Origin of the sequence: Bradyrhizobium sp. CCBAU 45389 (assembly GCF_028128625.1) — a bacterium.
In the GTDB taxonomy this organism is placed as follows: Bacteria; Pseudomonadota; Alphaproteobacteria; order Rhizobiales; family Xanthobacteraceae; genus Bradyrhizobium; species Bradyrhizobium liaoningense_B.
Genome location: NZ_LBIY01000089.1, coordinates 39,505 through 60,257, shown reverse-complemented (window position 1 = coordinate 60,257; position 20,753 = coordinate 39,505). Strand labels below are relative to the sequence as shown.

At 65.7% G+C, this 20,753-nt stretch carries 16 protein-coding genes; 9 read left to right on the top strand and 7 right to left on the bottom strand.

Annotation, left to right across the window (positions count from 1 at the left end):
• The first annotated feature begins 44 nt into the window (after positions 1-44).
• From XH79_RS19210 to XH79_RS19195, 4 genes are all read left to right on the top strand, one after another.
• Positions 45-6,485: a non-ribosomal peptide synthetase gene (locus XH79_RS19210; protein ID WP_271582620.1), complete on the top strand. Its 6,441-nt coding sequence runs from the start codon at positions 45-47 to the stop codon at positions 6,483-6,485.
• Between the two features lie 47 nt (positions 6,486-6,532).
• Positions 6,533-6,793 (top strand): hypothetical protein, encoded by a 261-nt coding sequence (locus XH79_RS19205; RefSeq protein ID WP_271582619.1) that lies wholly within the window; start codon positions 6,533-6,535, stop codon positions 6,791-6,793.
• Between the two features lie 245 nt (positions 6,794-7,038).
• The gene (locus XH79_RS19200) at positions 7,039-7,770 is read left to right on the top strand and encodes a 4'-phosphopantetheinyl transferase family protein (protein WP_271582618.1); all 732 of its coding nucleotides are present in this window, start codon (positions 7,039-7,041) and stop codon (positions 7,768-7,770) included.
• A complete protein-coding gene (locus tag XH79_RS19195) occupies positions 7,767-8,747 on the top strand; it encodes an LLM class flavin-dependent oxidoreductase (protein ID WP_271582617.1) in 981 nt (326 codons plus the stop codon). Before XH79_RS19200 ends, XH79_RS19195 begins: the two co-directional genes overlap by 4 nt.
• On the opposite strand, the gene XH79_RS19190 is transcribed toward XH79_RS19195, so the two are convergent.
• Genes XH79_RS19190 through XH79_RS19180 form a run of 3 tightly spaced genes read right to left on the bottom strand, consistent with a single transcriptional unit; the run spans position 8,744 to position 11,761 of the window.
• Positions 8,744-9,583, bottom strand: a complete 840-nt coding sequence (locus XH79_RS19190) for an ABC transporter ATP-binding protein (protein ID WP_271582616.1) — start codon at positions 9,581-9,583, stop codon at positions 8,744-8,746. The genes XH79_RS19195 and XH79_RS19190 overlap by 4 nt on opposite strands.
• Positions 9,580-10,380: an ABC transporter permease gene (locus XH79_RS19185; RefSeq protein ID WP_271582615.1), complete on the bottom strand. Its 801-nt coding sequence runs from the start codon at positions 10,378-10,380 to the stop codon at positions 9,580-9,582. Before XH79_RS19185 ends, XH79_RS19190 begins: the two co-directional genes overlap by 4 nt.
• Positions 10,381-10,384: 4 nt before the next feature.
• Positions 10,385-11,761 carry an ABC transporter substrate-binding protein gene (locus XH79_RS19180; protein ID WP_271582758.1) on the bottom strand — a complete coding sequence of 459 codons (1,377 nt, stop codon included), beginning with the start codon at positions 11,759-11,761 and terminating at the stop codon, positions 10,385-10,387.
• Positions 11,762-12,112: 351 nt separating this feature from the next.
• Between XH79_RS19180 and XH79_RS19175 the strand changes: the two genes are divergently transcribed.
• On the top strand, positions 12,113-12,952 hold the full coding sequence (locus XH79_RS19175; protein WP_442869959.1) for a Crp/Fnr family transcriptional regulator: 840 nt from the start codon (positions 12,113-12,115) through the stop codon (positions 12,950-12,952).
• A gap of 7 nt (positions 12,953-12,959) precedes the next feature.
• Here XH79_RS19175 and XH79_RS19170 read toward each other — a convergent pair whose 3' ends face one another.
• From XH79_RS19170 to XH79_RS19160, 3 genes are all read right to left on the bottom strand, one after another.
• Positions 12,960-13,985 (bottom strand): histone deacetylase family protein, encoded by a 1,026-nt coding sequence (locus XH79_RS19170; RefSeq protein WP_271582614.1) that lies wholly within the window; start codon positions 13,983-13,985, stop codon positions 12,960-12,962.
• A 129-nt stretch (positions 13,986-14,114) separates the two neighbouring features.
• A complete protein-coding gene (locus tag XH79_RS19165; protein WP_212346976.1) occupies positions 14,115-15,053 on the bottom strand; it encodes an SMP-30/gluconolactonase/LRE family protein in 939 nt (312 codons plus the stop codon).
• On the bottom strand, positions 15,010-17,082 hold the full coding sequence (locus XH79_RS19160) for a PQQ-dependent sugar dehydrogenase (RefSeq protein WP_442869958.1): 2,073 nt from the start codon (positions 17,080-17,082) through the stop codon (positions 15,010-15,012). Before XH79_RS19160 ends, XH79_RS19165 begins: the two co-directional genes overlap by 44 nt.
• 196 nt (positions 17,083-17,278) lie before the next feature.
• Between XH79_RS19160 and XH79_RS19155 the strand changes: the two genes are divergently transcribed.
• On the top strand, positions 17,279-17,512 hold the full coding sequence (locus XH79_RS19155; RefSeq protein WP_211406604.1) for a DUF6894 family protein: 234 nt from the start codon (positions 17,279-17,281) through the stop codon (positions 17,510-17,512).
• 10 nt (positions 17,513-17,522) lie between these two features.
• Positions 17,523-17,699, top strand: coding sequence for a hypothetical protein (locus XH79_RS19150; protein WP_212346980.1), 177 nt, complete (start codon positions 17,523-17,525; stop codon positions 17,697-17,699).
• Positions 17,700-17,833: 134 nt separating this feature from the next.
• On the opposite strand, the gene XH79_RS19145 is transcribed toward XH79_RS19150, so the two are convergent.
• The gene (locus tag XH79_RS19145) at positions 17,834-18,607 is read right to left on the bottom strand and encodes an enoyl-CoA hydratase-related protein (RefSeq protein WP_271582612.1); all 774 of its coding nucleotides are present in this window, start codon (positions 18,605-18,607) and stop codon (positions 17,834-17,836) included.
• A gap of 131 nt (positions 18,608-18,738) precedes the next feature.
• On the opposite strand from XH79_RS19145, the gene XH79_RS19140 reads away from it, so the two are divergent.
• Positions 18,739-20,328 (top strand): gamma-glutamyltransferase family protein, encoded by a 1,590-nt coding sequence (locus XH79_RS19140; RefSeq protein ID WP_271582611.1) that lies wholly within the window; start codon positions 18,739-18,741, stop codon positions 20,326-20,328.
• A 193-nt stretch (positions 20,329-20,521) separates the two neighbouring features.
• On the top strand, positions 20,522-20,740 hold the full coding sequence (locus XH79_RS19135; protein WP_271582610.1) for a hypothetical protein: 219 nt from the start codon (positions 20,522-20,524) through the stop codon (positions 20,738-20,740).
• Positions 20,741-20,753 lie beyond the last annotated feature (13 nt).

The window sequence follows — 20,753 nt, the reverse complement described above, 5'->3', positions numbered from 1 at the left end:
TTCCCTAACTCTTGGGAAGAATAGCCCAATCAGATCAAAAGGGAATGGCATTGTCGGACATTGCATCCGCAGCGGGATTGGTCGGCGCGAGCCTGGAAACGAAGACCTTTTCTCATATCGGCGGCCTTCTCGACTTCTACGCCCGCAGGAGTCCTGCGGCGCCCGCCCTACTCGCCCCTGGCCGGCCGGCTCTCACCTATGGCGCGCTTGGCGAGCGGACACAGAATCTCGTGCGTACGCTGCGCGGGCTCGGCATTGCGTCCGCCGACAGGATCGCCGTTGCGCTGCCGCGCGGGGCCGACAGCGCGGTGGCGCTGATCGCGGTCGCTTCAAGCTGCCCCTGCATCCCCGTCAATCCCGACCTGACGGCGGACGAGCTGCAACGTTATTTCAGCGAATTGAAGCTGACGGCGCTCGTCACCCGCGCCGACCGGAACTCACCGAGCCGTGATGTCGCCAAGGCGCTCGGTATCGCGGTGATCGATTTCGTGCCGGGACCGAAAGACGATCTCGGCGGCTGCACGTTCATGGGCCCGGCCGTCGGGCCGGCGAGCACGAGCGGCGCCTCGCGCGGCGACGACGATGCCTTCATCCTGTTGACGTCGGGCACGGCGGCGCGGCCGAAAATGGTGCCGCTGACGCATCGCAACGTGTGCCTCTCTGCCTATAATGCCGGCCGCGTGCTGTCGCTCACGTCGCATGATCGCCTGCTCAACGTCCTGCCGCTGTTTCATGCCCATGGCTTGATCTCCGGCCTTCTGACCGCGCTCGCCGCGGGCTCCAGCGTGATCTGCACCGACGGCTTCGACGCCTTGTCCTTCTTCGGCTGGATGCGGGAGCTGCAGCCGACCTGGTACACGGCGGTGCCGACCATTCATCGCGCGCTGCTGACGGCGGCGGAATCCGACCCGGCCCGCGTCCGGGCCTCGTCGCTGCGCGTGATCCGCTCAGCCTCGGCCTCGCTTGCGCCCGCTATCCTTGCCGGACTGGAAGCGACGTTCGGCGTTCCCGTGCTCGAGACCTACGGCATGACGGAGGCGGCCTCGCAGATCGCGGCCAATCCGTTCGAGCTGCGCAAGGTCGGATCGGTCGGCCGCGCCGCGGGCCCCGAGATCGCGATCATGGACGAGACGGGCCGTGCGCTCGCGAATGGCGAGCACGGCGAAATCGTGCTGCGCGGCGCCAACATGACGCGTGGCTACTATAATGACGAGGCGGCGACAGAGGCCGCGTTCCGCAACGGCTGGTTCCGGACCGGCGATCTCGGCTATCTCGACACCGACGGCTATCTCTTCATCGTCGGCCGCATCAAGGACGTCATCAACCGCGGTGGGCAGAAGGTCTCGCCGCTCGAGGTGGAGGACGTGCTGCTCGGCCATCCCGCGGTGCTGGAGGCCGGCGTGTTCGCCGTCCCGCACGCCAAGCTCGGCGAGAACGTCGCCGCCGTCGTGGTGCTGCGACCGAATTCCGAGGCGAGCTCGGACCAGCTACGCCAGTTCGCGCGAAAGCGCCTTGCCGCGTACAAGGTGCCGAGCCTGATCCGCAGCGTGGCCGCGCTGCCGAAGGGCGCCAGCGGCAAGGTCAAGCGCAACGCGCTGGCCGGGTTGATCGCGGAGACGTCGGATGCCGGCGAGACGCGCCTGCCGCGCAATGCGCTGGAGACTCAGCTCGCGGAGATTTGGGCCGGCTTGCTGGAGCTGCCGCAGGTCGGCATCGATCAGGACGTCTTCGCGCTCGGCGCGGACTCGCTCGCGGTGACGCAGATGCGCTCGCGCCTGCGCGAACGCTTCAGCGTCGACTTCTCGTTCGAGGACATTTTCGATTGCGCCACGGTCGCCGCGCTTGCGGCCCGGCTGGAGACTGCAGCAACCCGTCGCGACGCGCTACCCGCCTGGCGCCAGGCCGCAGCGGCGACAGCGGATGCGCCGCTGTCGTTCCAGCAGCAGCGGATGTATCTGCTCTCGCGACTCGACCCCACCCGTTACAATTACAATGTCGTCGAAGTCGCGTTGCTCAAAGGCCCGGTCGACGTCGCCGCGCTTTCTGCGGGCCTCACCGCGATCTGCGCGCGCCACGAGGCGCTGCGCTCGGTGTTCGTCGAACGGCAGGGCGAGCCGGCGCAGCGCGTGCTGCAATCCCCGCCTCGGTTCGAGCGGATCAAGCTCAAGCCCTGCCCCGCGGACAAGCGGGCGGCAATCATCCGGCGAGAGGCGTTCAAGCTCGCGCAATACACGTTCGATCTGGCACACGAGCCGCCGCTGAAGGTCACATTGCTGTCGTTCGACAGATCCAGCCACGCGCTCGTCGTCAACGTGCATCACCTCGTCACCGACGGCTGGTCGCAGCGGTTGTTCTGGGAGGAGCTCGCCGCCCATTATGCCGCGGCACACAAGAAGGACGTGGCGGCGCTGCCCTCGCCCGCCTTCCAGTATCGCGACTTCGCGCTCTGGCAGCAGGGCTGGGCGCAGACGCCGGCGGCGAAGGAGCAGCTCGATTACTGGCGGGCGCAGCTCGACGGCGTCACCACGCTGCCGCTGCGGACCGACCGGTCGCGGCCGGAGGTCTGGAGCGGTCATGGCGCCCGTCACTATTTCGAGTTCTCCAAAATCCTCTCGGGCAGCGTCCGCGCGCTGAGCCAGGCCCAGGGCGTCACGCCCTTCATGACCCTGCTCGCGGCGTTCCAGTGCCTGCTGTTCCGGCACACTGGTCACGAGGATGTAGCGACCGGATCGCTGATCGCCAACCGCAACCAGATCGAGAGCGAGCGCCTGATCGGGCTGTTCGCCAACACCCTGATCCTGCGCAACGATTTTGGCGGCGATCCGAGCTTCGGCGAGATGTTGCGGCGGGTGCGTCAGGTGACGCTCGATGCCTATCGCAACCAGGATCTTGCGATCGAGGAGGTGCTGCGCGCGCTGCAGGTCGCGCGAAGGACGGACGGCAATCCTCTGTTCCGGATCATGTTCATCCTGCAGAACGCCTCGATCGAGGCGGCACGCTTCCCCGGCCTGTCGACCCGGCGGCTGGAGGTGGACCCGAAAGTGGCGCGCTTCGACATCACGCTCGAGCTGGTCGAGGCCGACGGGCGCTTCACCGGCTTCTTCGAATACGCCACCGATCTGTTCGACGCGGCAACGATCGAAGGCATGGCCGCGCAGTTCAAGACGCTGCTCAAGGCCGTCATCGCCGATCCGGAACAACGCATCTCGCGCCTTCCGCTGCTGACCGAGGCCGGACGCCGGCAGCTGCTGGCGAAAGGCCACGGCGTTCCCGCCAACTTCGCCACGCGCGGCAATCTCTGCGAACGCTTCGAGCGCCAGGCGAAGAAGACGCCGAACGCGATCGCAGTGTCGGACGGTGGCGCATCCCTGAGCTATCGCGAGCTGGCGCGCCGCAGCCAGGCGATCGCGCGCTGGCTCCTGCGCGAGGGTGTCGGGCCCGAGACGGTGGTCGCCCTGCTCGCCGAGCGCGGCCCCGATCTGCTTGCCGCCATGATCGCGGTGCAGCGCGTGGGCGCGGCCTTCCTGAATCTCGATCCGGACCAACCGACTGCGCGGCTCGCGACCATCCTCGGATCGAGCTGCGCCCGCGTGCTGCTGACCGGACGCGCCCAATCGACCATGGTCGAGGCGCTGCTCGAGCCCTTGGTCGAGCGCATCCAGGTGGCCGAAATCGACGACACCATCGCGCCAGGGGCGACCAAACCGGCCCGCGCCGCGCGACGCGCGGCATCGAGCCTTGCCTATCTCATCTATACGTCGGGTTCCTCCGGCGCGCCGAAGGGCGTCATGATCGAGCAGCGCGGCCTGTCGAACCATCTGGCGTCGCTGATTGCCGAGCTGAAGCTGTCGCCTAGGGACGTGATCGCGCAGACCGCGCCGCAGAGTTTTGTCATTTCTGTCTGGCAGTTCCTCGCAGGCCCCATGGTCGGCGCGCGCGTCCATGTCTGCGGCACCGCGACCGTGCAGGACCCGATCCTGCTCGCGCGGGAAATCGAGCGCGAAGACATCACGGTGCTGGAAATCGTGCCCTCGCTGGTCCGTGTGATCCTCGACCACATGGACGAGGCACAGGTCCGGCGCGCCTTCGCGAAGTTGCGGCTCCTGATCTCGACCGGCGAGCCGCTGCCGGTCGATCTCTGCCGCGCCTGGTTCGCCCGCTGCCCGAAAGTGCCGCTGATCAATGCCTATGGCGCCTCGGAATGTTCCGACGACGTCTCGCTGCATCGTCTGACCAGGGCGCCGGCGATCGCGACGGGCAACGTTCCGGTCGGCGCGCCGCTGCCGAACACCCAGCTCTACGTGCTCGACGCCAACCTCCAGCCGCAGCCGGTCGGCGTGACCGGCGAGCTCTGCATCGGCGGCGCCGGCGTCGGCCGCTTCTATGTCAACGATCCCGCGCAGAGCCGGCAGCGTTTCCTGCCCGATCCGTTTTCGCGCCAGGCCGGCGGCCGGCTGTACCGCACCGGCGACCTCGCCCGCCGCCGCGCCGATGGCACGATCGAATGCCTCGGCCGCGCCGACCATCAGGTCAAGGTCCGCGGCTACCGCATCGAGCTCAAGGAGATCGAGACTACGCTTGCCGACCATCCTGACGTGCGCGCCGGCATCGTCGAACCGCGCCGCGAGGCCGGTGGCGATGTCAGGCTGATCGCCCATATCGTCGCCACGCCCGACAGCCGGGTCAGCGCCAGTGAACTGCGCGAATTTTTGAAGAGCCGGCTGCCCGGCCATGCCATTCCGTCCGCCTTCCTGTTCCTGGACCGGATGCCGCTCAATGCCCATGGCAAGATCGATCGCTCCGCGCTGCTGGCGCCCGCGTTGCCGGAAACGACCGATCCGGATGCCGCCGTGCCGGCGCGGCGTTTCACCGAAAAGGTGCTTTCCGACATCTGGAGCGACCTGCTGAAGGTCGAGAGCCTTGGAGTGACAGACAATTTCTTCGATCTCGGCGGCCATTCGCTGCTGGCCGGCCAGGCGATGGCACGCGTCGCCCGTGCGCTCGGTGTGTCGCTGCCGATCAAGACCATTTTCGAGGCGCCGACGGTCGAAGAGCTTGCCCGTCGGGTCGACGAGGCCGTGGCAGCGAAATCGCACAAGCCTGCCGCAAGCGTGTCGCGGCTGGTCGAAAGCGGGCCGCCAACGCTCTCGATCGCGCAGGACCAGATGATTCGCATCGAGCAGAACCTGCCGGGGCTGCCGCTGTTCAACCTGCCCTTTGCCTTCCGGCTCGCTGGCCCGCTCGATCCGGCCATCCTCGGGCAAGCATTCGGCGACATCGTACGTCGCCACGAATCGCTGCGGACCGGTTTCGGCTGGAACGGCGAAGAGCCCGTCAGCCGCATTGCCACACCCAGCGAGCTCGGGCCCGTCCTCACCGTCGAGCTCATCGGCGACGGGCGGGTGCACAACAACAAGCGGCGCAAGGCGCTCGAGCTCAGGAAGATCGATCTCCTGATCGAGCAGGAAACCTATACCCCGTTCGACATCGCGCGACCGCCGCTGCTGCGGGCGCGGCTGTTGCGGCTCCATGCCGACGACCACGTGCTGCTGCTGACGATGCATCATGCCATTGCCGATGGCTGGTCGATCGGCGTGCTGTTCGAGGAATTGTCGAGCCGCTATGCGGCGTTGGCCGGGCACCCCGCGGCGCCGCTACTGAGGCCGCCGCCGGCCTTTTCGGACGTCGCACGCTGGCAGCGCTGGTGGTGCGGCACCGACGCCGCCCGCCGCCAGGCCGCCGACTGGACGGAGAAGCTGCGCGGCGCCGCTCCGATCTTCCAGGGCGAAGCGAGTTCCGGCGTGTCCACCGGACGCCATCCGCTCGGGCTCGAGCCCGATCTGATCGCACGACTCACCGCATTCGCCGGTCAGCACAACGGCACACTGTTCATGTGCCTGCTGACCGGCCTGAAGGCCCTGCTGCTGGCGCGGACCGGCCGCACCGACATCTCGGTCGCCACCGCCATGGCCAATCGCGCCCAGCCGGACACCGACCGGATCGTCGGCCCGTTCGAGAACACGGTGATCGTCCGCACGACAATCACGCCGGATCTGTCGTTCGCGCAGGCGCTGAGCCGGGTGCGCCAGAGCGTGCTCGATGCGCATGCGCGGCAGGAACTGCCGTTCAACATGCTGGCCGACCATCTGGAGCGGGAGGGGATCGACCCGGCCGCGCTGCTCCAGGTCTATTTCACGCTGCAGAATCCGCTGCTCCAGCCGTTCGATCTGCCGGAGATTGCGGTGCAATCGATCGGAAACGTCGCGCGCGAGGGCCAGCCGGTGCTGCCGATCGACCAGACCTGGCTGTCGCTGATGCTGAAGGAGCGCCCGACCGGAATCACCGGTTCATGCAATTACAAGCGCGATCTGCTCGACGGCGGCACCGTCCGCACATGGATGGCGAATCTCGTCGCGCTGCTTGAGGCGGCCGTCGACCAACCCGGCACACCACTCGGCCAATTGCTCGCGCGCAAGGCGGCATGACCGGCCGTACACGAGGGCGAATACAGGTTCACTCGTCAAAGCTGTGCATGATCAAGTTGCATCTTGATTATTTGACGCTGCCGCGCAAGATTATTCCCGCCTTTTTGATTTGGACGATTATTTTCAACCGGGGGAGTGTTATGGGTTTCATCAAATTTACCAAGGGCACCCAGCTGAGCGACAAGGACCGCAAGGCGCTGCAAAAGCTGCTGACCGCCGAGAAGAAGAAGCTCCAGTCCGCGCTGAAGGACGTCGACGCCAGCCTTTCGATGCTGAGCGGGTCGAAGAAGGCCAAGAAGAAAAAGTAAGACTAGTCGGCAGGGACGCCGCACGAATCTTCAGGCTTCATTTTCCGGCCTCCGGTTTTGAAATTGAGCCGCTCGCTCGTCGAGTTGGGGTCTCGCACAAGCTTGCGCCTGTAAACCGGCCTGCAAATCGACAAGAATTTGCCTGGGTGGACCGCTAACACCGGTCCACTGGTTGATTCTTGCTCAGTTGATTCTTCCGTCAGAGCCGGGGATTTGGCCTCTGCCTGACGCCAAAGGCCCAATTGATGGCAGACGACAGAATTGAACTGTTTGTCGGACTGATCGCGACCATTGACGCGCCGGGGGCGGCCGACGCGTGCCGACGGCTGCTCTCGGTCGACGAACGGATCCGCGCCGACCGCTTCATGTTCGAGCGGCATCGGCGGCAATATATTTTCGCGCACGCCATGCTGCGCCTGGCGCTGTCGCAGGTCGCGCCGAATGTTGCTCCCACCGACTGGTCGTTTGGGGCCGGCCGCTATGGGCGGCCGTTTGTCGCATCGCCCAAAACCTCGACCGCGCTGCACTTCAGCCTGTCGCATGCCGACGGCTGCGTCGCCTGCGTCGTATCGGGGCACGAGGCTGTCGGCGTCGACGTCGAAACCGTGTCACGGCGTGTCGCCCCGCTTTCCACCGCGAATCGCTTCTTTGCGCCGGAAGAGGTCGAAACGCTGCGCAGGCTGCCGGAGCCGGCGGCGATCGAGCGCTTTTTCGACTATTGGACGCTCAAGGAGGCCTATCTGAAGGCCAGAGGCTTCGGGCTCAACCTGCCGCTCGACGCCTTCGCGATGCAGGTGTCGCGCGAGGCCATCGAGATCAGCTTCAAGCCCGACATCGCCGACGATCCCTCGGGATGGCGCTTCTCGCTGTGCTCGCCCTCCCCCTCGCATCGCCTCGCGATCGCCGACGGCTCCCGGGCGCATGGCGGCCTTCCCATCAGCCGCAATGCCTGGCCGCTCCAGGAAGCGGCTGAATGACGACCTCGCGGCTGCGCGTCTTCCCTGCGATCTCGCGCAACCGCGATCCCAAGCAATATGTCGGCGAGCTGATGCGGGTGGCGGAGTTCGCCGACCGCAACGGCTTCGAAGGCATTCTGCTGTTCGAAGGCAACGACGTGTTCGTCGAGCCCTGGGCCATGGCCCAGCACATCATGGCGGAGACGACCCGAAGCTCGCCGCTGATCGCGGTCAACCCGGTCTACATGCACCCGTTCACGGCGGCGAAATTCGTCTCGTCTTTTGCGCAGCTCTACGGCCGCAAGGTCTATCTCAACATGATCACGGGGACCGCGGTCAGCGACTTGCAGGGCCTCGGCGACGAGCAGACCCATGCCGACCGCTATATCAGACTCGGCGAGTTCGTCGCGCTGATGCGCCAGCTGCTCTCGAGCCCGCGGCCCGCGACGACCGAGGGCCGGTTCTACCGCGCGAGCAACCTGCAGCTTCGCCCGCGCCTGCCGGCGGAGCTGATGCCGGAATTCCTGATCGCCGGCCAGTCGGAAGCAGCGCAGCGCGTGGCGAAAGAGACGGGCTGCATCAAGATGCAGATGCTGCCGCCCGATCTCGATCATGGCCCCGCGGCACCCGGCATGAACTTCGGCATCTTCGCACGCGAGAGAAGCGACGAGGCACGGCAGGCGGCAAAGGCACGCTTTCGCGACAACCCCGACGATCGCGAGCTGCTCGCGCTCACCGTGGAGAACAGCGACTCCGTATGGAAGCGGCGGCTGTATGAAGGGCGGAGCGGCGAGCTTCAGGATAATGGCTACTGGCTGCTGCCGTTCCTGACCTTCCAGGCGGACTGCCCCTATCTCGTCGGCAGCTACGAGGAGATCGGCGCCAAGCTGAGGGCGTTTGCGGCGAAGGGCCTGACCACGATCATGCTCGACATGGTCGCGGACGAGACCGAGATGCAACACGTCTGCAAGGCGCTGACGGCAAGCGGGATGTTTTAGGACGGCACGCCGAGCGGGCTGAGCCGCGCCAGCGGCTCGGAACCTTCCGGCCGCCGCAGAAGCTGCATGACATGCCGCTTCAGGCGCACGAATTCGGGTTCAGTCACGAGCTCGTGGTCTCGCGGTCGTGCGAAGGGCAACGCGATATCCTCGATCACCCGACCGGGCCTCGCGCTCATCACGACGATGCGGTCCGCGAGGAATAGCGCCTCGTCGATGTCGTGGGTCACGAAGACCGTGGTGGTTGGAATTTTACTCCAGATGTCGAGCAGGACCTCCTGCATCATGCCGCGCGTCTGCGCATCGAGCGCGCTGAAGGGCTCGTCCATCAGCAGCACCCGCGGCTGATTGATCAGAACCCGCGCGATCTCGACGCGCTGCTGCATCCCGCCCGAGAGTTGCGCAGGATAGAACGCCTCGAATCCGGACAGGCCGACCAGCTTCAGGATCGCGTCGGCAGCGCGGTCGCGCTCTCTTCTCGCAAGGCCGCGCATCTTCGGGCCGAAGGCGACATTGTCGCGAACACGCTTCCAGGGGAACAGCGTATGCTGCTGAAACACCATGCCGCGATCGGGGCTCGGACCCTGGATCTTCTGCCCGTCGACCGTGAGCCGGCCAGCCGTGACCGGCAGGTGCCCGGCCAGCGCACCTAGCAGCGTCGACTTTCCGCAGCCGGAGGGACCAAGGATGCAGACGAACTCACCCGGCGCGATCGCGAACCCGAGACCTCTCACCGCCTCGAACGCATGGTCTCCCTCGCCAAGAGAAATCGCGACATCAGCAATGTCGATACGTCCGACGCTGCTCGCGCCGATATCCGCGACCCGGATATTCATCGCGCCACCTTCGGGCTGCGCCAGGGCATCAGAAGCCGGCCGGCCGTCGTCAGCAGCCAGCTCGATCCCATGCCGAGCAGGCCGATGATCAGCATGCCGACGATGATGTCGGCATAATTCTGGAGCGTGTAGGCTTCCCAGGTGTAGTAGCCGATGCCGAACTGGCCCGAGATCATCTCGGCGGTGACGAGGCAGAACCACGAGGTGCCCATGCCGATCGCCAGGCCCGTGACGATGCTGGGCGCGGCATCCGGCAGCACCACCTCCGTCAAGATCGCCAACTCGCCCGCACCCAGGCTGCGGGCCGAGGCGACCAGCCGGCGGTCGACATTTGCAACGCCGTGGACCGTGTTCAGCACGATCGGAAACAGCGCACCGATGAAGGTGATGTAGATCATCGAGAGTTCGGACGACGGGAAGATCAGGATCGACAGCGGTATCCACGCCACCGCCGGAATCGGCCGCAGCAATTCGAGCGGCGGTAGCAGCAGGTCGCTCGCGGATCGCGACCGGCCGATCGCAAAACCGAGGATCACGCCGATCACCACCGCCGCACCGTAGCCAGCGAACACGCGCCAGAGGCTGCTGGTGATATGCGCCGCCAGTTTCGGCGACCGGAATAGGGCCAGGGCGGATTGAACGACCTCGACAGGCGGCGGCACATTGCGGAAGGTGACGACCCCGAGATTGATATGAGTCGTCGCAGCGACCTGCCATACGGCGATGCAGGCGAGGATCGAAAGGCCGCGGATCGCCCATCGGACGTTCGCGTGCCGGGCCCGAACAGTCGTCGCCATGGCCTCACCGGCTCACGACAAGGGACTCGCGCGCGGCCGCGAAGTCGAGCACGGTCCCGCCATACTGCTTCGACCAGCGCTCGGCCGCCTCCTTGAGCAGGAATGCGTTCAACTCGCCCTTAGGCGACCGCACGAACCAGGCCTGGTTTGCGAACAGCTTGATGCCGCTTTCGCGATCCTGGGCATAGACCACGCGGATAGCCTTGCCGTCCTTCTCGAGGCCGGCGAGCGCCTTCAACGCGTTCTCGGGCGAGGCGTAGTGGCGCACATGGGGCTCGTCCCTGACCCAGACCTGCGCGACGCGACTGAAGTCGCTGATCTCGGCCCCCGTGGCGGCGTCCTTGGCCCTAAGCGGGAGCTGCGCATAGTTCTTCAGCTGCGCGTCATAGTCGCGCCCGGCCTGCGCGGCCGCAATCCGAATGAATTTATCGGTGACGAACTGATTGATATCGAGATCGCTGTCCGCGCGCTTGAGCAGCTTCAGCGTCTTGATCGAGGTTGCGACCGCCTGCCGGTATTCCGGCTTCCAGGTCACGTCGCGGGTCTGAAGACCGAGCGGGCCATGGAAGAGATAGTCAACCTCGGCCTCGATGCCGGTCACCTTGGCGATCAGTTCGCTGTATTTCTCGGGCTCCTCGGCAATAAGCCGATCGGCCTCGAGCGCGGCGCGAAGGTAGGCGACGACGATCTCCGGATATTTTTCGGCGTACTCCGCATCAACCAGGCCGCCGTGGAACGTCGGGGCATTCGCCTGTGCGCCGTCAAAAATCTTGCGCGCGAAGCCGCGCCACGGAAACAGCTCCGCGAACGGAACGAAATCGGCATGCGCCTCGATCTTGCCCGCCTGCAAGGCCGGCCCCGCAACCTCCGGGGCCTGCGTGATGATGTTGACGTCGGTCTCGGGATTCCAGCCCTTGGCTTCGATGGCGCGAAGCAGCATGCCGTGCGAGGTCGAGGCAAAGGGAACGGAGATCGTCTTGCCCTTGAGCTCGTCGAGCGACTGCACCGGCGAATTCGAGGGCACCACGATGCCGTTGCCGCTGCCCTTGGTGCTGCCGGACAATACGCTGATGAAAAGGCTGCGGCGTCCTGCCTTCTGGAACGCAACGCCGTTCAGCGAACCCGGAAAATCCGCCATCGCGCCGAAATCGAGCTTGCCCGCGACCATCTCGTTGGTCAGCGGCGCACCGCTCGTGAAATTCTTCCACTGGATGTCGTAGGTGACGTCCTTGTACTTGCCGTCACGAGGCAGGAACTTCTCCAGCAGCTTGAGCTCGCGAATGAGCAGTCCGCCGGTCGCGCAGTTGATTGTCGTATCCTGCGTCCCGACTGCCACACGGATCGTCTCCGCCCGCGCCGGCTCGAGCATCGCAACGGTCATGGCGATAACGGCGACACTTATTCTCAAAAAGCTGAATTCGATCATCGAACTGTCCTCGGCAAGCCGGGCCCGTGCCGGCAACAAACGCTGGCCGGCAATATCGAAGGCGCGTCGCAATGCTTGAAGCAATTATTTGCATGGCATGGCGAAACGCTCGCGTCGTAATTTCGACGCGCAACGCCGCAAAGGATTTTCTCAGGACGAAGCCCCCGGCAGAGGAATCGTTTCGCGACCGCTCGCCGCACACATCAAGCTTTGCTAAGTGATCGGGAACGATCGCAAAGAGATGGACATCGCGCCATCGCCGCTCTTACCTATTCGCAAAGATTCCGGAAAAGCTGACGGATTGCGATGACCATACTCAAGGAAGCTGCCGCGACCGAGCCTGCCGCTTTCACAGAGCGGCCTCTTGCCGGCGCCCAGTTCGACTGGCCCGCCCTCGAGAAGGCGCGCCACGCCCGCAGCACACGCGCAAGGCCCGCGAGCTCGGCCCTGTTCATGAGCGAGACGATCGACGGACTGAATGCCGGCGCGCATTTCCTCGATCGTTTGCCGGCACCGGAACAGGCGCGTGTGCACGCGGCCGCCCGTACGATCACCGTGCCACAGGGCGAGATGGTGTTCAGCCAGGGCGATGGACACGACGGCATCTTCATCATCCGTCGCGGGCAGGTGCGGGTCTACTACACCGCGCCGTCAGGCCGCGAGATCACGCTCGCCTATTGGACGCCGGGACATTTCATCGGTGGCCCCGAGATCTCCGGCGGCGGCATACACATGTGGTCGGGCATCGCCATCGAGACCTGCGAGATCGCGGCGCTATCCGGCCCGGCGCTGGAGAAGCTCCTGACCGGCATGCCCAGCTTCGCGCTGGCGCTGATCGACGGCCTCGTCGCCAAAGGTAAATGCTACTCGTCGATGGCGCAGATTCTCGGCACGCGGTCGGTGATCGAACGGCTGGCGCAATTTCTGCTCACCTTGTCGGAGCTGCACGGCACGGCCGACGGCGATACCATCGTCATCAACCGCAAGATCACCCACGATCAGATCGCGGCCATGGTCGGCTCGACCCGTCAATGGGTGACGATGATGCTGAAACGTTTCCAGAACCGCCGCATCATTTCCATCGACGGCAGCATCATCCGGATCAGGCGGATCGACCTGCTGGAGCAGATTTTGTTCAAGGAGTGAGGCGAAGTCAGCGCGCCTCTTCGAACCCCGCCAGCACCGAAGTCAGGTTCGCGCCCAAAATATCCGAGAGATAGCCGCCCTCCTGCACGAACACGGTCGGCAGGCCCATCTTGGCGATGGCCTGGCCGATGCGGCGGAAGCCCGGCGTGGTGACGGCAAGGCCCTTCAGCGGATCGTGCTCGGAGGCATCGAGCCCGAGCGCGATGACGAGGGCACCGGGGGCAAAGGATTCGATCGCCTTGCGCGCGACGTCCATCGCCTGGATGTAACCGTCATCGCCGGTGCCGATGGCGAGGGGAATGTTGAGATTGGTGCCGAGGCCCGGGCCTTCGCCGCGCTCATGCGCGTAGCCCCACACGAAGGGATAGTACGCGACGGGATCGGCGTGGATCGAGATCGTGTAGACGTCCGGCTGGGCGTAGAAGATGCCTTGCGTACCGTTGCCGTGATGGACGTCGACGTCGAGGATCACGACGCGCTCGTGCTTGAGGCGCAGATGCGCCGCCGCGATCGCGCTGTTGTTGAGGAAGCAGAAGCCGCCGGCCATGTCGCGATAGGCGTGATGGCCGGGCGGACGGCAGAGCGCATAGGTCGCATCCTCGCCGTCCATCACCATCTGCGCCGCCGTGACCGCAACGTCCGTCGCGGCGCAGGCCGCGGCCCAGGTGCCGGGGCCGATCGGCGCCGCGGTGTCGGCGGTGTGCCAGCCGAGCTTGCCGACGATGTGGGTCGGATAGGTCGCGGCGTGGCGCACGGGATGGATGTTGCCGATCATCTCCGGACCGGAATCGCCAAGCGCGGTCCAGGCATCCCAGGCTTCGCTCAGGAACGTCAGGTACTCCGGACTGTGAATGCGCGCACGCGGCCCCTGCCCGAAGCTGGTCGGCTCGACCAGTTGATGCTTGCCGTCCTTCAGGCCCTTGAGCAGGCGGTCGGCGCGCTCCGGCTGCTCGGTGGTGCGCTTGACGACGCCGCGGACCAGGAAGAATTGCGGATCGTGGCTGCGGTGCAGTTCGGTATGGACGGCTTTCACTCAAACACTCCGTGGTCGCTGAGGACGATGCCACAGATGTCTTGATGCCTGCGGCGGCCAGATGCAAGCAAGAAGAATGCCGCCTCTGCCGCACTGCCCTGCACAGGAAGCAGACCGCCTTTGAAGTGCTCAGCAGCGCCCGCGCTGGAGGCAGTGCTCGCGGCCTTGCTGGTCGGTGCGGAAGGCCTCGATGAAGCCGCCCTGGCGCTGGGTGACGAAGACGGTCTTGCCGTCGCTGCCGCCGAAGGCCAGGTTGGTCGGCTCCTTGGCCTTCAGCGGGATCTCGCGCTCGACCGCGCCGGTCGGCTTCATCAGCGCGATGGTGCCCTTGAGAATGCGCGCGACGTAGAGGCGGCCGGCAACGTCCGTGCGCAGGCCGTCGATGGTGTCGGGCTGAAATGCCTTGACCAGTTTTGCCGCGGTGAGCTCGTTGCCGTTGATCGCATAGGACCAGATCTGGCCGCTGCTGGATTCGCCGACATAGAGCGTCTTGCCGTCAGGACTGAGATCGATGCCGTTGGTGGTACCCATCGCGCGCGGCGCCGACATCACCTGCCCCTGCACCGATCCGTCCGCGGCTTTCGCAATGCGCCAGATGTGGCCTTCGCGCCCCTTCCAGTTCGGATCGCTCGCATAGATCGTGCCGTCGCGTGCGATTGTGATGTCGTTGGGCTGGTTCATCTCGTCGGAGTGAAACCAGACGGCGGGCCCGGTTGCGCCTTTCGCGATCGCGAAGATGTTGTGCTTCTTGTAGTCGGCGATGAACATGGTGCCGCTGCGATCGAAACGGATCGCGTTGCCGACGCTGCCTTCGGGGAGGGTCGCGAACAGCTCCGAAGCGGCGCCGCCTGCAGGCAATTTGCCGATGGTGCCGGGCTTGCCGAAATTGACGACGAACAGATTGCCGTCGAGATCGGCGGCGGGCCCTTCGATGCCGAAGGTGTATTCGCTGGCGGGCGTCACCTGCACGCTGTCGAACAGTTTTGTTTCGGCAGCGGCCGGCGGCGTCGCGACAAGCAGGATGCTACTGCACAGGCACCAGAAAGTCCTGCCGGATGTAATAGCCATCGTCGTCGGTGCACTCGCCATTCAGATAGGGATCGGCCGGCCGGAAGAATCGGCTGAAGCCGGGTCTGTCTACAGCGCTCCTTTGTGTCACGACGACGACCTTTCCGGCCGGTATTTCGCCGCATTCCTTGTTGGTTTTGCTGAAAAACTTCCGCTGCGGCGGGCCGGGCTTGATGCGCATCCGCATGCCCGGAACCATTTTGGCGACGAGCAGGTCCGCGGTATCGAGCAGGCGCGTGTAACCGGGCTCGGACTTGGGCAGGCTCTCGCCGCCCGGCGGCATCAGCTTCTCGGCTCCGAGACCGCGCAGGCGCGTGCGCAGCCTGCCGGCGTCGGGATCGCTAGGATAGATCCAGCCGTCCTGGGACAGCATGAAGCGGAGCACCGTCCTGTCCTTCTCCGCATCCGATTGCCCCGCGTTCAGGCCGAAATCCGAATGGCAACCGACGCAATGCTTCTCGACGAGGCCCTTGCGCAACGTTGTGAGGCGAACGCTGTTCTGTGCATCCCTGGCGACGAAGGCCGCGAGCTGGTCGATCATCGCCTGGCTGCGCGTATCGCAGGGCAGCGGCTGAGGTAGCTCGCCGGTGGCGCGATCGATCCGGATCACGGTCTGGTTCTTGTCCTCGACCAGCCAGATCGCGCCATCCTCCGCGACCGTCATGCCGACGGGGGCGCCTTGCGGCCGCGCGCCGTTGACGCGGTGCCAGCCTGTGATCAGCTCGTCGAACGGCGCGGCGGCGACCTCGCCGGCATCGGTCTGGAAACTGCGCGTGGGATCGGCCGCGCAACTGACGTGATATCGCACCGGCGGAGCGCTCGGCCTGGGAAAGCCGTGATCGTCGACGTCGTAGACGAGAACGCGGCTGCCGGTCGGACGATAGCCGTGCAGGCCGACCAGCAGCTTGCCTTGCAGCTCCGGAAATTTGGCGCCGTGATAGTAGAGCATCGCGAGCGGCGCGCCATGCGGCGGCATCAGCGTGAGCGGTGGCTTGTAGAGCGCATTGGCCGAGCAGAGCGATTTGTAGGTCCCTGACTGCAGCACGAGCCTGAATTCGGGACTCGGCGTCGACAGGTCGTAGCAATAGGGCCAACCGTAGTGCTTGCCCTGCTCGACCGCGTTGATCTCCTCATTCGGCTTGAAGATGTCGGGCAGGTCGCGGGCGTTCTCGCCTTGCAGGAAGGCGTAGCCGGCATCCGGAAAATTCGGGTGCAGCGCCAGCGCCATCGAGTTGCGCAAGCCGCGCGCATAGACGCTGTGCGGCGGATCGGGATCGCCAGGCTTCAATGCCGGGAACACGCCGCCCGCGGGCGGCGTGAACAGCCAGATCGAAGCCATCGCGGCGCCGCCTTCGGCCGCGGCGCAGGGCTTCGTGATCGGCGCCGGCGTGATGCAGTCGTCGCTGTGCGAGCCGATATTGACGAACAGGCGTCCGGACTTGTCGAAGACGAACTGCTTGAGCGGGTGCGCGCTCTCGTCGAGCTTCGTGCCGTCAGGCAACGTAATCCTGCGCCCCGGCATGCGACGAATGATGGTCTCTACCGTGCTCCGCGGATTGTCGGCGAGCGGATCGAACCGGAAGATCGCCTCCGCGGTCGAAGCATAGAGCTTCTTGTCCGAGCCGAGCACGAGACCGAACGGGTATTCGAGCCCCGTCAGCAGCTCCTTGAACCGCTGGCCCTGGGGCGCATGCGGATCGAGCAGCAGCAGCCGCCCGTCGGTATGGCCCCAGCCGCCCATGTCGGCCACCACGAACAGGTCGCGGCCGGGCACCTGGATGATCGAACGCGGGAATTTGAGGCGGTCCTCTTCGCTGGCGACGAGGCCGGCGCAAAATCCCGCCTTCATGTCGATCTGGATCCTGGGAAAGGCGAGGCCGCCGCTGCCGCAAACGTCCGTGCCGATCGCGTAGCCGCTTTTCCTGACCGGCTCGGACGAAGCCGGCGAGAGACCGAGCAGCGCGGCAGCCAGGACTGCCCCCAGCAAGCTCAGATGTCGCCGTTCGCTCCCGAATGTGAACTGGTTCACGGTGCCCCCCGACTTCCCGCGGACGTTGTTCCATGGCGCCCGAGCGCCGTCCAGTGATCACTCGCCTGTGATTAAACCTGTAACGACTTTGGTGCCGACCAATCTCCGTAAATTCCCTTACCGGGCTCGACCCGAATGTTTCGCGAATGCTTGGGGTGGTATCGATTTGCCGTCCCGCTTTCTACAGGAGGCGCTTATGGTCCAGGTCTATTTTCACTGCTCCAACACCGAGGGCACGCTGATCGACCGCTACGGCGCCGCCGTCGCCAATCTGACCGAGGCGCGCGACCGCGCCGCCCAGATCATGCACTCGATGATCCAGACGCCCGGTGCCGAAGACTGGCGCGACTGGGTGATCCACGTCAGCGATGACGACGGCGAGGAGATCTTCGATCTCCCCTTCACCGCCATGCTCGGCAAGCCGCACTGAGGTCGATGCCATGATATTCGCTTCACTGAGCCTGCTCCGCCAGCCCCTGAGCTTCGTCGCCAGCAAATGGCAGACGCTGGTGAGAATCGCCGGCAACCCCTACCGGCCCGAGCTTCACTACATGCGCGGGCCCGGTCCGAAATGGCGCGCCAAATATCAGACCAGCCGGCTCGACCGCTCGCTCTGAGCTCCGCGGCTCCCGCGCTTTCAAGCTGATTTCCGCTTCCTCATCATGGCCGGGCTAGTCCCGCCTGCGCGGCCGAAGCCGCTTCGGCGAGGCGAAGGCCCGGCCATGATGCGTTTGGGGGAGGACAGCGCCCTTCACCTCCCCGTAAACTTCGCCTTGCGCTTCTCGACGAAGGCATTGCGGCCTTCGATGGCGTCCGCGCTCTTGCGGATCGTCGCCTGCAGCTCGATCTCGCGGCGGAACTGCGCTTCATAGGTCGCGTGCTCGCTCTCCTCGACCAGGGTGCGGGTTGCGACCAAAGCGCGCGTCGGGCCCTCCGCCAGGCGGCGCGCCAGCACCAGCGCCTCCCCCATCAGCTGCCCATCGTCGACGACCTGCCGCACCAGGCCGATCTCCTGGGCGCGTTCGGCCGTCAGCGGCTCGTTGAGCAGCATCAGCTCGAGCGCCCGCTGCCGGCCGACCAGGCGCGGCAGCAGCCAGGTCGAGCCGAGGTCGGGCACCAGCGCGATACGACTGAACACCTGGATGAAGCTCGCCGAGCGCGCCGCGACGATGATGTCGCCGGCCATCGCAAGGCTGAAGCCGCCGCCAGCCGCCACCCCGTTGACGGCGACGACGACGGGCACGCGGCATTCGCGCAGCGCCTTGAAGGCCGGCCAGTAGAAGCGCATGACGCCGGCCGCGAGATCCTCGCCCAGCGCTCCGGCTGCTTTCAAATTCTGTCCTGAGCAAAATCCACGCCCCGCACCGGTCAGGACCAGCGCGCGGACCTCCTCGTCCCCAGTCGTCTCGGCGACCGCGGCAGCGAGCGCGCCGAGCAGGTCCGGCGTCATCGCGTTCAGGCTCGCGGGCTCGTCGAGGGTCAGAATCCCGACCGCGCCATCCCGCGCCTGTTTCACACCTGCCATGTCGCGTCTCCCTTTGGATGTTCTCGTTGGCGGCAATGTGCCATTGTCCGCGCGCTCCGCCAATGCGAAGCCTCGACGTCGACGCAACGAAGCCAAGACATAGACAACAAGACACAGATCAAGACGACACCATGCCTCACCAGTTCAGCCTCGCCCAGACCGTCCGCAAACCCGCCGTCAAGTCCAAGGGCGGCATCGTCGCTGCGCAGTCGCGGCGGGCGGCCGAAGTGGGCGCCGAGGTGCTGGCGGCGGGCGGCGACTGCGTGGACGCGATCGTGGCAACCACCATGGCGCTGAACGTGCTGGAGCCCTGGAACAGCGGCATCGGCGGCGGCGGCGCGATGGTGCTCTACCGCGCCAAGGAAAATCGCTACGAGGTGATCGACTACGGCATGTGTGCGCCGCAGAGCCTGCGCGCCGCCGATTATCCCATCACCGGAGACCGCGTCGCTTCGGACCTGTTTCCGTGGCCGCGGGTGAAGGACGATCGCAACGTTCACGGTCCTGCCGCGATCGCCGTGCCTGGTGTGGTCGCCGGCATGGAAGAGGCGCACCGTCGCCATGCCAGGATGCCTTGGAAAGACCTGGTTGCGCCCGCCGTCGCACTCGCCGGCGAGGGCCTGCTGGTCGACTGGTGGACCACACAGACGATCGCGGGTTCGGCCGCCGATCTCAGGCGCTATCCTGCGAGCGCGGCCATGTTCTTGAAGGATGGCCTGCCCCCGAGCCCGCCCTGGAGCATCGACGCCGAGACACGGCTGCCGCAGGACAATTTGAAGGCGACGCTGTTGCACCTCGCCGAGGCCGGACCTCGCGACTTTTATCAGGGTGATCTCGCCAAAAGCATCGCGTCCGACATCAAGGCCGATGGCGGCTCGCTGTCGGTGGAGGATCTCGCAGCATTCCGCAGCCATCTGCGCGAGCCCCTGGCGATCCCCTATCGCGGCGGCAGGGTGCTTGCGACGCCGGAACTCACGGCCGGGCCGACCATGGCGCATGCGCTGCGCCTGTTGCAGGAAAACCTGAAACCGTCAGGCACGCCCGACGCTGCCGCCTACGCCGAATATGCCGCCGCGCTGCAAGCCGCCTATCGCGAGCGGCTCAAGGATATGGGCGATGCCGACGGCAAGCGCTCGCTCGGCGCGGAATATCTGGCGCCGGCCTGCACCACGCATTTCTCCGTGGTCGACCGTGAAGGCAACATCGCCGCGGTGACGCAGACGCTGCTCTCATCCTTCGGCTCGAAATATGTGACGCCGCACACCGGCATTCCCATGAACAACGGCATCATGTGGTTCGATCCGACGCCGGGCACCACCAACTCGATGGCCCCCGGCAAGCGCTGTCTCACCAACTACACGCCCGTCATCGCCGAGACCAAGGGCGGCAAGCGGCTCGCGGTCGGCGCCTCCGGCGGCCGCCGCATCCTGCCTTCGGTGATGCAACTCGTGTCCTTTGCGATGGATTTCGGCATGGACCTCGATGCCGCCATCCACCAGCCGCGCATCGATTGCAGTGAAGGCGCGATCGTGCTCGGCGACACGCGACTGCCTGCGGATGCACGCAAGGCTCTCGCGGCGCGCTTCGATTACAAGGAGGCGCCGGTGCAGACCCTGCCGCAGAAGTTCGCCTGTCCGAGCGCGGTGATGCGCGACGGCGACGTCAACTCCGGCGCCGTCGAGATCTTCCAGCCCTGGGCCGATGCGGTGGCGGAAGCCTGAGTCTGCTGACGAGAGAGCGCGCCAGCGGCGAGCCGCGGGCACGTCGCAAGCGAGAATGTGCCAGCACGTGTTGAGCTGATGCGCGATTGCGCATCTCTGCGAGCGTCACGACTCCTCCACATTTGCAAGGAACTTAGCTGCACGCCGTCGGTTCATTGAACGGACAAGTGCGCTCGCCCCACTGGAGGACACGATGAAGAAACTTGCGCTCGCAGCGTCGCTGATCGTTGCAGCCGGATTTGCGTTTGCCAACCCTGCACTTGCAAAGGGTGGACACGGTCATGGACACGGACACGGTCATGGGATGGGCCATCATCACCATGGCACGCCACCCGGCTGGTACCATGGGCGCAAGGTCGGCTGGCGTGGCATGGGCTGCCCGCCCGGCCTGTGGAAGCAGGGCCGCTGCTGACGCGAGCAGCAAC

Bases quoted from the DNA above. Each gene is read 5' to 3' on its own strand.
- XH79_RS19210 (WP_271582620.1), top strand. From the start codon at position 45: ATGGCATTGTCGGACATTGCATCCGCAGCGGGATTGGTCGGCGCGAGC.
- XH79_RS19205 (WP_271582619.1), top strand. From the start codon at position 6,533: ATGATCAAGTTGCATCTTGATTATTTGACGCTGCCGCGCAAGATTATT.
- XH79_RS19200 (WP_271582618.1), top strand. From the start codon at position 7,039: ATGGCAGACGACAGAATTGAACTGTTTGTCGGACTGATCGCGACCATT.
- XH79_RS19195 (WP_271582617.1), top strand. From the start codon at position 7,767: ATGACGACCTCGCGGCTGCGCGTCTTCCCTGCGATCTCGCGCAACCGC.
- XH79_RS19190 (WP_271582616.1), bottom strand. From the start codon at position 9,583: ATGAATATCCGGGTCGCGGATATCGGCGCGAGCAGCGTCGGACGTATC.
- XH79_RS19185 (WP_271582615.1), bottom strand. From the start codon at position 10,380: ATGGCGACGACTGTTCGGGCCCGGCACGCGAACGTCCGATGGGCGATC.
- XH79_RS19180 (WP_271582758.1), bottom strand. From the start codon at position 11,761: ATGACCGTTGCGATGCTCGAGCCGGCGCGGGCGGAGACGATCCGTGTG.
- XH79_RS19175 (WP_442869959.1), top strand. From the start codon at position 12,113: ATGACCATACTCAAGGAAGCTGCCGCGACCGAGCCTGCCGCTTTCACA.
- XH79_RS19165 (WP_212346976.1), bottom strand. From the start codon at position 15,053: ATGGCTATTACATCCGGCAGGACTTTCTGGTGCCTGTGCAGTAGCATC.
- XH79_RS19155 (WP_211406604.1), top strand. From the start codon at position 17,279: ATGGTCCAGGTCTATTTTCACTGCTCCAACACCGAGGGCACGCTGATC.
- XH79_RS19150 (WP_212346980.1), top strand. From the start codon at position 17,523: ATGATATTCGCTTCACTGAGCCTGCTCCGCCAGCCCCTGAGCTTCGTC.
- XH79_RS19145 (WP_271582612.1), bottom strand. From the start codon at position 18,607: ATGGCAGGTGTGAAACAGGCGCGGGATGGCGCGGTCGGGATTCTGACC.
- XH79_RS19140 (WP_271582611.1), top strand. From the start codon at position 18,739: ATGCCTCACCAGTTCAGCCTCGCCCAGACCGTCCGCAAACCCGCCGTC.
- XH79_RS19135 (WP_271582610.1), top strand. From the start codon at position 20,522: ATGAAGAAACTTGCGCTCGCAGCGTCGCTGATCGTTGCAGCCGGATTT.